This is a genomic window from Serratia sp. Je.1.23.a (assembly GCF_051129805.1).
Lineage (GTDB): Bacteria > Pseudomonadota > Gammaproteobacteria > Enterobacterales > Enterobacteriaceae > Serratia > Serratia liquefaciens.
This window is the reverse complement of record NZ_JBCPSR010000001.1, coordinates 538,685-552,366: the sequence shown is the minus strand read 5'-3', so window position 1 is coordinate 552,366 and position 13,682 is coordinate 538,685. Positions and strand designations below refer to the sequence as shown.

Here is a 13,682-nt window from a genome sequence, read left to right as displayed (position 1 = left end):
TAAATTGTGATCTCTGTCACTCCGCGCCTACCGCGCGGTTTACGCATCCACCTGGGACGAGCGGTACTATGCTGAATAATAATGAGAAACCTGCACCATCACCCTGGCTGGCGATCTTCTCGCTGACCGTCGCCTGCTTTGTGATGGTTACCACCGAATTTCTACCGATTGGCCTGCTGACCAATATCGCCCCATCGCTGGACGTCAGCACCGGCAAAGCCGGACTGATGGTGACCGTGCCCGGTATCGTCGCGGCAATCGCCGCCCCTGCCCTCAGTCTGGCGGCCGGTCGGCTCGATCGTCGCCTGCTGATGCTGGCATTGAGCGTGCTATTGACGGTTTCCAACCTGGTCTCCGCACTGGCGGTAAACTTCCCCATGATGTTGCTGGGCCGCGTGCTGCTGGGCATCTGCGTCGGCGGTTTTTGGGCCTTTGCCGCCAACTACGGCCGCCATCTGGTGCCGGAAGCCAGCCAGGGCCGGGCCACTGCGCTTATCCTGAGCGGCATTTCGGTCGGCGCCGTGTGCGGCGTTCCTGCCGGTGCGTTGATTGGAGACCTGTTCGGCTGGCGCGCCGCTTTCTTTGGCAGCGCGGTGCTGGCGGTCGGGGTGTTATTGGCACAGCTGCGCCTGCTGACATCGGTACCCCCCACCCGGCCGGTTACGCCACGCGATCTGCTGTTGCCGCTGCGTCTGCCGATGGCGCGTACCGGGCTTATTGCCATCGTGCTGCTGTTTATCGGCCATTTTGCCGCCTACACCTACCTGAAACCGCTGCTGCAGCAGGTATTCGTCCTCAGCCCGTCGGCGATTTCGCTACAGCTGCTGGCCTATGGCGCGATTGGCCTGCTCGGAACCTTTTTGGGCGAGAGGCTGGCCGAACGCAGCCTGCGCGCCACCTTTATCCTGATTGCCGCCATGTTGGCTGCCATTCTGATTGTGTCGCCGTTCCTCAGCGGCATCGCCGGGGCTACGCTGATGGTGATGGTATGGGGGTTAGCGTTCGGCGCCGTGCCAGTGTGCGCTACCAACTGGATGTTCGCTGCGGTACCGCAGGCACCGGAGGCCGGCCAGGCACTGTTGGTCTGCGTGATCCAGATTGCCCTGGCCTCCGGCGCGCTGCTGGGTGGAGAAGTGGTTGACTGGCAGGGCGTCAGCAGCGCCATGTTGTTCGGTGGCGCACTGACCCTGTCCGCCGCGCTGGTGTTCGGCCTGACCTTGCGCTCCGGCATGATTAGCGCTAAACAGTCATAATCATTATTTACTGGCAGAAACACTCCCCGGCTTGCCGCCGGGGTTTGCACTGAGAGCGCTATGGATCATCATTTACTCGCTATCCGGGTGTTTAACCGAGTGGTGGAAACCGGCGGCTTCACCCGTGCCGCGGACTCGCTGCGGATGCCCAAAGCCACCGTCACCAAGCTGATCCAGAGCCTGGAAGATCACCTGCAAACCAAGCTGTTCAAGCGCACCACCCGCAGCGTGTCGGTAACGCCCGAAGGCGAATGTTACTACCAACGAACGGTTAAATGGCTGGCAGAGCTGGAGCAAATGGAAGGCAGCATGACCGAGTCGCAGAGTGCGCCGCAGGGCGTGCTGCGCATCGACGTTGGCGGTGCCACCGCTCGCCAACTGCTGTTGCCGGCGCTGCCGGACTTTATTGCCCGCTATCCGCAAATACAGATTGATCTGGGCGTGGGCGATCGACTCATCGACCTGATCAACGACAGCGCTGACTGCGTGATCCGCAGCGGTCCGCTGGCCGACTCCAGCCTGATTGCCCGCCGGTTGTTCGAGCTTGAATGGGTAACCTGCGCAACCCCGGCCTATCTGGCTCATTACGGTACGCCGCAGCATCCCTGCGATCTGGAACTGGGGTATCCGCTGGCACACTATCGTCATGCGTTGAACGATCGCATCCTGCCGCTGCACTTCGTCGATCGAGGCAAAGAAATCGATATCCAGCACCGCTATCACGTCAGCGTCAACGAAAGCAATGCGCTGCTGGCGGCGGCGCTGGCCGGATTGGGTATCATCCAAACCTTCCGTTTTATGGCACAACCGCATCTGGACAGCGGCGAGCTGGTCAGCCTGCTGCACGACTGGCAACCACCGGCTGAGCAGATGTATGTGGTGTACCCCTCCAACCGCCATCTGAGCGCCAAAATGCGGGTATTTATCGATTGGGCGATCGAGACCTTCAAATAGGCGAAAATCGTCGCTATAGTTGTCTGCCCTTGGGCAAAAAATGAACCGAATCATGCGTATCGAACGACTTTCTGCGCATCGCCAGCGCATTGGTGAACTGGCCGCTTTACTGCATCAGGAGTGGCAGGACTTCCCCCCGTGGAGCTGCCGAGAGAAAATCAGCCAGCGCCTGGAACAGCGCTGTGAACCACAGCACCCCGGGCTGGCGCTGTTGGCTCTGTCACCGCAACAACAGATCCTCGGAACCGCCAGCCTGATCGTTTACGAACTGGCAGATAAGCCAGAGCGCAAGTTCTGGCTGGGGGAAGTCTTTACCCATCCACAACACCGCGGCCAGGGCGTGGCTAGCGAACTGATCGCCCAGTGCATTGCCCACTGCCGACGAGAACAGATCACCGCGCTGTATCTCTACACGCCCGACCAACAACCGCTTTATCAGAAACTGGGCTGGCAACCTGTTGAGCAACGTGAAGTTTGTGGCGAAACCGTCACGGTGATGTGCCACACGCTGTAAGCCGGCGCTTTGTGGTATTATTTTACGCATTATTATTATCACCCGACGGGCATACACCATGGCATATATCCCAAAAAACTACGCGAGGCTGGAGACCGGCTACCGCGAAAAAGCGCTGAAAATCTTTCCCTGGGTCTGCGGACGCTGCTCGCGTGAGTTTGTGTACTCCAACCTGCGCGAACTGACGGTTCACCATATCGATCACGACCACAGCAACAACCCGGAAGACGGCAGCAACTGGGAAATGCTGTGCCTGTATTGTCACGACCATGAGCATTCAAAATACACCGAAGCCGATCAGTATGGCTCAACGGTTGTTGCCGGTGAAGATGCGCAAAAAGACGTCGGTCTCGCGACCCATAACCCGTTCGCCAACCTGAAGTCGATGTTGAAAAAGTAGCGTTCTGGCAGCGTCATCATTAGCAGCTTAATAACTTATTAAGCTGCTAAATTAAAAAAATCCTTCCGCTTGTCCCCCCTTCCCAGAACATTCCTACTTACCCGCTGACTACGTTACCAGCAAAATAGGCTGTAAAGTTAACCGCATACTGGCTTGGCAAGCCGCCGACATTGGTGCATATTGTTCAGGCTCTGTTGTAGTTAACCTGTTTAGTTATCAACCTAATAAGCACATTAACTTAATAAGTTACCAGCTTAATAAATTGAGAGATGGCAGCATGATTGTTTTGATTGGCTCGCAAAAGGGTGGCGTAGGGAAATCGACCAAGGCGGTCAATATCGCCGGATATCTGATCCTCAAGCAGGGAAAAACGGCCATCATCGTCGATGCCGACGATCAGAAATCAATCATGACCTGGTATAACGATCGCCAAAATGTTGAAGGTCTGCCGCATATTCCGGTGGTTGCCGCCTCGGGTAAAATCAAAGAGACGCTGCTGGAGCTGGATCGCCATTACGATTATGTGATTGTCGACACTGCCGGCCGCGACAGCGCCGAACTGCGCTCGGGCCTGTTGGCCGCCGATCTGTTCCTTTCTCCGCTGCGCCCGTCGCAGATGGATCTGGATACCGTCGGGTATCTGTCTGAAATGTTCGCCGCGGCGCAAGAATATAACGAGAAGGTGAAAGGCTACATCGTGCTGAACATGTGCCCGACCAACATCTTCATTAATGAAGCCAACGAAGCGGCGCAGGTATTAAGCGAATACCCGGAACTGACGCTGGTCAGCAACCGCCTGTGCGACCGCAAGATTTACCGCGACGCCTGGGGCGAGGCGATTACCGTGCATGAGGCGCATAACGAAAAAGCGCAGGCGGAAATCGAAAGCCTGGTGAAGGAGGTGATCCTGTGAAAAAACGCACCCCAACCCACCGCATGTCGGAAGACGAATTTATCAATAGCGCCACGTCGCACACTTTGCTGGTTCCCGCCCCCGAAGCCAAGCCGCAGGGTCGCAAACGCACTTACAAAGCCATTTCAGTCAGCCTGACCGATAATCACGTCGACGCCATCGATGAAATCATTGTGCAGGCGGCGCGTAACGGCGTGGTGCGCATTACCCGCTCCGATATCATCAAGCTGGCGATTGACGGCCTGGCGGAGAAGAGCGAAGAACATCTGATGCAACTGCTGAAAAAGCTGTAATAGCCTCTTAACCTGCCAACTTAATAAGCCATTAGCTCACCAGGTTGGCAGGTAAAAACCCCTGTTCACGCAGTATCGCCTGCCCCTGTTCCGCCAGAATAAACTCGGCCAAGGGCTGTGCCCGTCCATCCAACAGACACAGACCGTAGTCGGCCTCAATCGTCAGCCAAGGCGGTAACTGCCGCACCACCAGCTCGGGAAACCTTGCCAACGCCGCACCATAGCTGGCGTAACCGAGGAAGATATCCGCCTGCCCGCTGTTGAGCAGATACTCAGCCGCTGGCCGGTCCATCGGCAACGGCGCCGAATCTGGGCCACCCACCAGAGCCAAAGCCCGTTGCCGCAGGGCTGTCCCCTGCCCCGGCAACAGGGATTCAATACGTTCAAATAATTGCAGCGCATAGTCACCGGAAGGATCGGCACCCGGCGTTGAGGTCGCCACCCGCCAACGCGAGTCCAGCAGTACCTCCAACAACGGGCGTTCTGTTAGTCCGGCACTATTACGTACCGTCGCGCATAACCGGTTACGGGCAAAAGTTTGTACCCGTGGCGATAAATGCAGATCGACCAATCGCTGCGGATGCGCCAGATTGGCCGAAGCGAAAACATGCGGCCGTTCACCGGCTTCAATGCGCTGACGCAGCAGGCCTGCGGGACCAAATACCGCATCTACAACCTCGCCGGTTTGTGCCTGAAACGCGGCCAGCAGCGGCCCAAATGCCACACGCAGGCTACCGGCGGCAAACAGCAGAAGATTACTCATGATGACGCTCCCTTTGACTGCGATATAAAGGCACCAGCGTTTCAAACTGCCGCCCCTCAATCTGCAAAGCCACCCGCTCAATCGCCAAATCAAACAGTGGCGACAAGCACTCGGCCGTCAGCACCCTGGCACAGGGCCCGATTTGATGCTGTCCCTCGGCCCCCAGCAGCAAGGCGCGATCGGCCACCGCATGAGCATGGTTGGGTTGATGGGTCGAAAACATCACCGCCATCTGTCGTTCCCGCGCCAGTGACGAGATCAGGCTCAGCACCCGATCCTGGTGATGAAGATCCAATGCCGAAGTGGGTTCATCCAGTATCAGCACCTCGCAGCTCATCGCCAATGCGCGGGCAATCAGCACCAGTTGCCGCTGTCCGCCCGATAAACTGCCAAATTCACGGTCGGCAAAGCCCAACATATCCAGCGACTGCAGGGCTTCTTTCGCCAGCCGATGATCCTGCGCCGAAGGGGAGCGGAACAACCCCACATAACGCGCTCGCCCCATCAGCACGATATCCAGCACCCGATAGGCAAAAGGCGCCGTGAAATGCTGCGGCACAAAACCGATGCATCCGGCACATTCAACCGCCCCCTGTTGCAGCGGCAGGGTGCCGAGCAACAGCTGCATCAGGGTACTTTTGCCGCGCCCGTTGGGGCCCAGTACCGCCAAGACTTCGCCACGCGACAATTGCAGGCTCAGCGCGTTAAACAAAGGCGCTTGGCCGGGCCAACCAAAACTGAGATCTTTAACCGTCAGTAATGTCTCAGCCATGCCAACCTCTCAGTTGCGCACGGCGCAGCAGCAACGCAAACAGCGGTGCGCCAATCAATGCCGTTAAAATGCCCAGCGGAATTTCACTGCTGCTCAGCGTGCGTGCCAAATCGTCGATCAACACCATATACAACGCCCCCAAACACAGAGAAGCCGGTAACAGACGACGATGATCGGGGCCAACCAGCAGCCGGGCAACGTGCGGAATAACCAACCCGACCCAGCCAATGCTGCCGCTGACCGCAACCTGTGCGGCGACAATCGCGGCGCACAACGTCAGGATCAGCCAGCGGGTGCGCTCGACGTTAATGCCCAGTGCAGCGGCATCCTCATCCCCCATCGACAGCAAATTGATGCGCCAGCGCAATGCCAATAACAGCCCGCCAGCCAACAACAACGGCAGGAAAAGCATCAACAGTTTATTGTCGTCGGCGGTGGAGAAGCTGCCCAGCAGCCAGAACACGATGCTCGGCAGTTTCTCTTCGGTATCGGCCAGGTATTGCAACAGGCTGACGCAGGCGGAGAAAAAGCCGCTGAGGATCACCCCAGCCAGCACCAACGACAAAATATTGCGCCGGGCGATGGCGCTGGTAATGGCAAAAATCAGCAGCAACGCCGCCATGCCGAACACAAATGCAGACAGCAACAGCGCGGCCATCGGCAGGCTGAGTAAAATTGCCAGCGTGCCGCCAAAGGCCGCACCGGAAGAGACGCCGATGATATGCGGATCCACCAGCGGATTACGAAATACCCCCTGCAGCGCGGCGCCACACAGGGCCAGAGAGGCGCCGGCCCCCATCGCCAATAACACTCTGGGTACGCGAACCCCCAGAATCACCTGGCGTTGAACCGCATCGATAGCACCGTTCGGGCCGGTCAACGGCTCCAGCAGGATCATCAGACTGTGAGCTGCCGATACCGGGTAACGGCCAATCCCCAACGACAGCAGCGCGCAAAGCAACGTCAGCAGGAGCAGCCAGCCAAGCCTCATTGCTCGCTCTGGCAACAGCTGCTGCGATAATACTGCCGGTAATAGGCATCCACCCGCTGCTGCAAATTGACGTCGCTAAAACGCTGCGGATACAGCTTTTTCGCCATCCAGAGTTCACCCAGCGCCAGCGCTTCCGGCATCGGGTAACCCCAGGCCTTGGTGTATTCCGGCATCAGATAGACGCGTTTATTTTTTACCGCGTCAATCCCCTGCCACTGCGGCGAACTGAGGATTTGCTGCACCACCTCGGGATAACGCTCCTGAACGAAAATCACCGCTGGGTTCCACTTCAGCACGTCTTCAATCGATACCTGCTTAAAACCCTGAATGTCCTTCGCCGCCACGTTTAGCGCACCGGCGTGCTGCATCATCAGTCCGGTGTATTTGCCCGATCCATAAGTGGTTAAATCCGGATTGGCCATATACACCCGAACCCGTTGGTCCGCAGGCAGGTCTCGCAGCCGGTCGGCCACCAGCGTTCTCTGCTGAAAAACGTCCTGGATCATCGACTCTGCCTGCGGCTGGTGCCCCATCACCTTGCCGATCAGGCGGATACCGTCCTGCAGGCCAAGGTTATAGGCCTGATCTTCATCATTGAGTACCGGGTTCATTTTCCCGGCCTGATCCGCCGCCTCACGGCGCAACGAAATAGCCACCACCGGAATACCGGCCCGTTCAATCTGGGCAATCATTTCCGGCGGTGCATAGTTGGCGACAAACACCACCTGCGGGTGCAGGCTGAGCAGGCTTTCGATGTTCACCGAGGTGAGATCGCCCGGCATCGGCATTTTTGCCAACCCAGGTGCCAGTCGCAGATAATTCGGCCCCAGCTGTTTCTTCCAGCTACTGAGCACACCCACCACCTGCGGTAGCGCATCGAGCTGCACCAGCAGGTTCAGCGTCTGGTGTTGCAGCACCACCGCGCGGGTGATGGTATCGGGCAATGTGACCTGTCTGTTGAGTTGGTCGGTGACCTGGCGATCCGCCTGTGCGGCGGAAGAGAAAAGAATAAAAATCAGCAACAAGCGTTTGAACATGGGGGTTTCCGGTGAGTTATCGTTATATATAAAATCATATAGCGATAGCTGTGGCGAAACAATCAGCGGGATCAAAACAACGGGATTTTCCGTGCGAAAGCAGAACGGTTATGCGTTGAAGGGCTTGGGATCTCAAAAGCAACGCAAACCCTCTCCCACCGCGGTGAGAGAGGGTCAGAGAGGGTGATTACTTCAGCGTAAAGCTCTGTGTTTGCACGTTGTCGGAATCCAGACCCACCATCACGTTAAACTTGCCCGGTTCCGCGCCCCACTTCAGGCTGGCGTTGTAGAACTTGAGATCGTCTTCGGTGATCGGGAGCTCGACGGTCTGCGCCTGGCCCGCTTTCAGCATCACTTTCTTAAAGTTGCGTAGCTCTTTCACCGGACGGCTGACCGAGGCGGTCACGTCCTGCAGGTACAGCTGCACAACGGTGGCACCATCATATTTGCCGGTATTCTTCAGCGTGACGCTGGCGGTGATCTTGCCGTTGCGCGCCATTGTCGGGCTGGAAAGTTTCAGGTCCGACAGGCTGAAGCTGGTGTAGCTCAGGCCATAACCGAAGGGATACAGCGGACCGTTCGGCGAGTCAAAGTAGCGCGAGGTGTATTTGCCCGGGTTTTCCTTGCCGAACGGACGGCCGGTGTTCAGGTGGTTGTAATACATCGGGATCTGACCGACCGAACGCGGGAAGGTCATCGGTAACTTGCCCGACGGGTTGTAATCGCCAAACAGCACGTCGGCAACCGCATTACCGCCTTCGGTACCGCTGTACCAGGTTTCCAGCATCGCATCCGCCTGCTGGCTTTCCCAACTCAGCGCCAGCGGTCGGCCGTTCATCAGCACCAATACCAAAGGCTTGCCGGTGGCTTTCAGCGCCGCGATCAGGTCGCGCTGGCTTTGCGGGATAGTAATATCGGCGCGGCTGGACGCTTCATGCGCCATGCCCTGCGATTCCCCGACCACCGCTACCACCACGTCGGCTTTCTTCGCCGCCTGTACCGCTTCGTCAATCATCTGCTGCGGTGGACGGGTGTCAAACGCCACCGCCGGCTCATACTCGTTCAGGTAGTCGATAATGCTCTTGTCCTGAGTGACGTTGGCCCCCTTGGCATAGAGGATTTTCGCCTTGTCGCCCACCGCACGTTCCAGCCCTTCGCGGAGGGTCACCGACTGTTTGATCACCCCGGCCGCCGACCAGCTGCCCATCACGTCACGCTGGCTGTCGGCCATCGGCCCGACCAGCGCAATGGTCGCCTGTTTGCTTAACGGCAATGTCTGCCGGTCGTTCTTCAACAGCACCATAGTCTTACGCGCGATCACGCGCGCTTCGGCACGGTGCAGGCGGCTTTCGGCATTGGTGTCCTGCGGGTCGGAACCTGCCGGGCCAAGATGGGTGTAAGGGTCTTTAAACAGGCCCATATCATATTTGGTGTTCAACACGTCGCGACAGGCACGGTCAATGTCGCTTTCCGACACCAGCCCGTCTTTCACCAGCCCCGGCAGGTATTGGTCGTAATATTCGTCGCTCATGCTCATGTCGACGCCAGAGGTGATCGCCAGTCGTACTGCATCACGCGCGTCCGCTGCCACACCGTGTTTTATCAGCTCTTTGATCGCACCGTGGTCGCTGATGGTGATGCCCTTGAAGCCCCACTGATCGCGCAGCAGGTCCTTCAGCAGCCATGGGTTAGCGGTGGCCGGAATGCCGTTCACCGAATTGAGCGACACCATGACACCACCGCTGCCGGCTTCCACCGCCGCTTTATAGGGCGGCAGATAGTCCTGATACATCCGCAATGGGCTCATATCGACGGTGTTGTAGTCGCGGCCGCCTTCAGTAGCGCCGTACAGCGCGAAGTGCTTCACGCTGGCCATGATTGAGCCGGGCTTGGACGGGTCACCGTTTTGGTAGGCATCCACCATCACCTTGGCGATTTTGGATACCAGCCAGGTGTCTTCACCGAAGCCTTCAGAGACCCGGCCCCAACGCGGATCGCGGGTGATGTCGACCATCGGCGAGAAGGTCATGTTCAGGCCGTCGTCGCTGGCTTCCTGCGCCGACACTCGACCGCTGAGTGCGATGGCTTCCAGATCAAAGCTGGCCGCCAACCCGAGGCTGATTGGGAACACGGTACGTTGGCCGTGCACCACGTCATAGGCAAAGAACAGCGGGATTTTCAGGCGGCTGAGCTGCATCGCCTGATCCTGCATAACGCGGATATCCGGTCGGGTGACGGTGTTGAAGATCGCGCCAATCTGCCCCTTGCTGATGCCGTCGCGGATCGCCTCTTTCGGGTTATCCGGGCCGACGCTGATTAACCGCAGCTGGCCGATTTTTTCTTCCAGCGTCATCTGCTTCATCAGGTTGGAAACAAAGGCATCGCGCTGCTGGGCATTAACGCCTTGCGTTACGGCGTTTTCCTGTGCAAAAACCGGGCTGATGGCCAGACCGGACAACATACTCACCACACAAAGCCATTTCATATTTTTTATCTCAGGCATGCTCCCGTCGCAGAGCGCGGCGGAGATGATTAATCGACGTGAAAAGGCAGTGTGCCATACTCCTTTTCACCGCAGAAATACTTTGTAATGTTAAAGGTTACAAGCTATTAGCGCGGGCCGGGCGATAGTTTCTCAGCCGGGTGCGGCTTTGCGCCGCCTCATCGCCCAGGAAATCCACCAGCGTAGTTAATGCCAGCGGTTGCACTGCTCGTTCAGGATAGACCAGATAGTAAGCCGCACCGCTGAGCACGCTGAGTGGGAACGGCGTAACGATACGCTGCGCCTGAATGTCTTCCTCCAGCAAACATAAATCACCGATGGCGATGCCAAAACCCTGCAGTGCCGCACTCATCGCCAGATCGAGCGTATCGAAATGCTGCGCCTTACCGGAAGGCAGCGTTTCCTGCCCCGCCGCCTTTAGCCACAGCAGCCAGTCGCGGCGATCGCGCGTGGGATGTAACAGCGTTTTCTCCGCCAGATCGGCCGGCGTTGGCGGGCGGGATAAATCGGGCAGGTAAGTCGGCGTGCAGACCGGCGTGAGAATTTCATCGAACAGATGATGCACCGTCAGTTTTTTGCCCTGCGGCTGGCCGAACACCACCGCGGCATCGAAGTGTTCCGCAGCGAAATCCAGCCCGTGCGATACCGAAGCGGTCAGCTCAATATGCATTTCCGGTCGCTCGTTTTGAAGCCGGATAATACGCGGCAACACCCAGCGCATGGCACAGGTCGGGCACTTGATCCGCAAGGTCCCCGGCTGCGCCCCGATTCTGCTCAGCGCCTCGTCCAACTGTCCCAGGGCTTGCTGCACCGGGGCCAACAGCATGGCTCCCTGCGGCGTCAACGTCAGGCCACGCGCGCGTCGGCTAAACAACGGATAACCCAGATGCTGTTCCAGCCCCAGTATTTGCCGGCTGACCGCGCCCTGCGTCAGGTGTAGGCTCTGGGCGGCGTGAGTGAAATTAAGACGCTGGGCCACCACCAAAAAGGTTTTCAATACGTCGAGCGACGGCAGTGATGACGACATGGCGAGTTCCTTGATATCCCCTGAAATTCCAAGAATTCCCCCAAATAATTGGAACGACATCAAGGCGGCCAGTGAACGCAACCCGATGAGCTGACATGAGTCAGTGATTCGGGTAAGTAAGCGCAGCCAACGCCGAGATCGTTTCAAGAATGAAGAGGAATCAGTCATGATCTGAGTGCATGGCAAGTATGACAAACTTTCCCTTGTTGGCCTACCGTCATTGATGCTTAATCAAGCGATATCCCCCTATTCCCTGGAGCCACTCATGCAGAGCGCATGCGCACAACGCTCGAAGTTGCCGGACGTCGGCACCACTATTTTTACCGTTATCGGCCAGCTCAGCGCCGAACACCAGGCCCTGAATCTGTCGCAGGGCGCGCCAAACTTCGCCTGCGAACCGCAATTGGTAGAGGCAGTGTCGCAAGCCATGCGTGCAGGACATAACCAGTACGCGCCGATGAGCGGCGTGGCAGCATTGCGTATCGCGCTGGCGGATAAAGTTGAACGTTTATATGGCGCACGCTATGACGCTGGCGAAGAAATCACGGTCATTGCCAGCGCCAGCGAAGGGTTGTATTCCGCCATCAGCGCACTGGTGCACCCTGGCGATGAGGTGATCTATTTTGAACCGGCGTTCGACAGCTATGCGCCGATCGTGCGTCTGCAGGGCGCCACTCCGGTGGCGATTAAACTGTCGCTGGAAGATCTGCATATTGACTGGGATGAGGTCGCTGCGGCCATCAACAGCAAAACGCGGATGATCATCGTCAACAGCCCGCACAACCCAACGGGCAGCGTATTCGGTGAACATGATATCGAACGGCTGACCGCCCTGACTCGCAATACCGACATCGTCATTCTGTCCGACGAAGTTTACGAACACGTGGTGTTCGACGGCGATATTCATCACAGCATGGCACGCCACCCGCAGCTGGCCGAACGCAGCGTGATCGTTTCGTCGTTTGGCAAAACCTATCACGTCACCGGCTGGCGCGTCGGTTACTGCATGGCACCGGCGGCGCTGATGGACGAGATCCGCAAGGTACACCAGTTTATGGTGTTTTCCGCCGATACCCCGATGCAGTACGCCTTCGCCGAAGCCTTGGCTAACCCGCAAAGTTATTTAGGGCTGGCGGCTTTCTACCAGCAGAAACGCGACCTGCTGGCGAACGCCCTGCAAGATTCGCGCTTTGAATTACTGCCCAGCCGTGGCAGTTTCTTTATGCTGGCCCGCTTTAGCAGTTTCAGCAGCGAAAGCGACAACGATTTTGCGGTGCGTCTGATCCGCGAAGCCAAAGTCGCCACTATCCCGCTGTCGGCGTTCTACAGCGACGGCACCAATACCGGCATTATTCGACTGAGTTTTTCAAAAGATAACCAGACCCTGCTGGAAGGCGCACGCCGTCTGTGTCAGGTGTAATGCATCCACTTTTGCTTTGACCATGGGAAAAGGGCTCTGAATATGAAATCACTGAAAACGTTGATCGCCGCAGGCTGCCTGCTGGCCGCCGGTTCCACGCTGGCGGCGGAAAACACCTTGCGTTTTGGCCTGGAAGCGCTGTACCCACCGTTTGAATCCAAATCTGCCAGCGGTCAGCTCGTCGGTTTTGATATCGATCTGGGCAATGCCGTTTGCGCCGCCGCCCAGTTGAAATGCAGCTGGGTTGAAACCTCTTTCGACAGCCTGATCCCGGCGCTGAAGGCGCGCAAGTTTGACGCCATCAACTCGGCGATGAACGTCACCGATCAGCGTCGCCAGGCCATCGACTTCACCGATTCAATCTATCAGGTACCGAACCGCCTGATCGCCAAGGCCGACAGCGGCCTGTTGCCGAACGCCACCTCGCTGGCAGGCAAACACGTCGGCGTGCTGCAAGGCTCGATTCAGGAGACTTACGCCAAGGCTCACTGGGCGCCGCAGGGCGTGGACGTGGTGTCTTATCAGGATCAGAACCAGGCCTATCTGGACCTGACCGCCGGGCGTCTCGACGCCACGCTGGTGATGGCCCCGTCGGGACAAAGCGGCTTCCTGGCGCACCCGGACGGTAAGGGCTTTGCCTTCGTCGGCGATGCGGTCAGCGACGACAAAATCCTTGGCGAGGGCATTGCTTTCGGCCTGCGTAAAGGCGATGAGGCGCTGAAGAAAAAACTGAATGAGGCGATCGTCAAAGTGAAGCAGCAAGGCACGGTGAGCGAGCTGGCGAAGAAATATTTTGGCGATATTGACGTAACGGTGAAGTAAAAATCAGGGGCGAAAATCGC

General features: G+C 57.8%; 14 protein-coding genes. 8 read left to right on the top strand and 6 right to left on the bottom strand.

Going from position 1 to position 13,682, the window contains the following annotated elements; translation table 11 throughout:
- The first annotated feature begins 68 nt into the window (after positions 1-68).
- The 6 genes from AAZT04_RS02745 to AAZT04_RS02720 all read left to right on the top strand — a co-directional run bounded on the left by AAZT04_RS02745 (position 69) and on the right by AAZT04_RS02720 (position 4,327).
- Positions 69-1,253 (top strand): MFS transporter, encoded by a 1,185-nt coding sequence (locus AAZT04_RS02745; protein ID WP_020825797.1) that lies wholly within the window; start codon positions 69-71, stop codon positions 1,251-1,253.
- Positions 1,254-1,313: 60 nt separating this feature from the next.
- Entirely contained in the window at positions 1,314-2,207 is an 894-nt protein-coding gene (locus AAZT04_RS02740; RefSeq protein WP_020825796.1) for a LysR family transcriptional regulator, read from the top strand.
- Positions 2,208-2,259: 52 nt separating this feature from the next.
- Entirely contained in the window at positions 2,260-2,721 is a 462-nt protein-coding gene (locus AAZT04_RS02735) for a GNAT family N-acetyltransferase (protein ID WP_129983948.1), read from the top strand.
- Between the two features lie 58 nt (positions 2,722-2,779).
- On the top strand, positions 2,780-3,121 hold the full coding sequence (yajD, locus tag AAZT04_RS02730; protein ID WP_020825794.1) for an HNH nuclease YajD: 342 nt from the start codon (positions 2,780-2,782) through the stop codon (positions 3,119-3,121).
- A 277-nt stretch (positions 3,122-3,398) separates the two neighbouring features.
- A complete protein-coding gene (locus tag AAZT04_RS02725; protein ID WP_129983947.1) occupies positions 3,399-4,034 on the top strand; it encodes an AAA family ATPase in 636 nt (211 codons plus the stop codon).
- Entirely contained in the window at positions 4,031-4,327 is a 297-nt protein-coding gene (locus tag AAZT04_RS02720; protein WP_020825792.1) for a hypothetical protein, read from the top strand. The genes AAZT04_RS02725 and AAZT04_RS02720 overlap by 4 nt, the downstream gene beginning before the upstream one ends.
- A gap of 31 nt (positions 4,328-4,358) precedes the next feature.
- Here the strand turns inward: AAZT04_RS02720 and AAZT04_RS02715 are convergent, their stop codons facing one another.
- The 6 genes from AAZT04_RS02715 to AAZT04_RS02690 form a co-directional block, all read right to left on the bottom strand.
- Positions 4,359-5,090, bottom strand: a complete 732-nt coding sequence (locus AAZT04_RS02715) for a substrate-binding domain-containing protein (protein WP_129983946.1) — start codon at positions 5,088-5,090, stop codon at positions 4,359-4,361.
- Positions 5,083-5,862: an ABC transporter ATP-binding protein gene (locus tag AAZT04_RS02710; protein ID WP_129983945.1), complete on the bottom strand. Its 780-nt coding sequence runs from the start codon at positions 5,860-5,862 to the stop codon at positions 5,083-5,085. The genes AAZT04_RS02715 and AAZT04_RS02710 overlap by 8 nt, the downstream gene beginning before the upstream one ends.
- Positions 5,855-6,853: a FecCD family ABC transporter permease gene (locus tag AAZT04_RS02705; RefSeq protein ID WP_129983944.1), complete on the bottom strand. Its 999-nt coding sequence runs from the start codon at positions 6,851-6,853 to the stop codon at positions 5,855-5,857. Before AAZT04_RS02705 ends, AAZT04_RS02710 begins: the two co-directional genes overlap by 8 nt.
- Positions 6,850-7,890, bottom strand: a complete 1,041-nt coding sequence (locus AAZT04_RS02700; protein WP_434678876.1) for an ABC transporter substrate-binding protein — start codon at positions 7,888-7,890, stop codon at positions 6,850-6,852. The genes AAZT04_RS02705 and AAZT04_RS02700 overlap by 4 nt, the downstream gene beginning before the upstream one ends.
- A 187-nt stretch (positions 7,891-8,077) precedes the next feature.
- Positions 8,078-10,375, bottom strand: coding sequence for a beta-glucosidase BglX (gene bglX, locus AAZT04_RS02695; RefSeq protein ID WP_142815700.1), 2,298 nt, complete (start codon positions 10,373-10,375; stop codon positions 8,078-8,080).
- 115 nt (positions 10,376-10,490) lie between these two features.
- Complete coding sequence (locus AAZT04_RS02690; protein ID WP_197820294.1) at positions 10,491-11,420, bottom strand: LysR substrate-binding domain-containing protein; 930 nt, start codon at positions 11,418-11,420, stop codon at positions 10,491-10,493.
- 265 nt (positions 11,421-11,685) lie between these two features.
- Here AAZT04_RS02690 and AAZT04_RS02685 point away from each other — a divergent pair, with 265 nt between their 5' ends.
- Both AAZT04_RS02685 and AAZT04_RS02680 read left to right on the top strand, forming a co-directional pair.
- Positions 11,686-12,840 (top strand): pyridoxal phosphate-dependent aminotransferase, encoded by a 1,155-nt coding sequence (locus tag AAZT04_RS02685; protein WP_048761321.1) that lies wholly within the window; start codon positions 11,686-11,688, stop codon positions 12,838-12,840.
- A 42-nt stretch (positions 12,841-12,882) separates the two neighbouring features.
- Positions 12,883-13,662, top strand: coding sequence for an ABC transporter substrate-binding protein (locus AAZT04_RS02680; RefSeq protein WP_020825784.1), 780 nt, complete (start codon positions 12,883-12,885; stop codon positions 13,660-13,662).
- Positions 13,663-13,682: the final 20 nt, after the last annotated feature.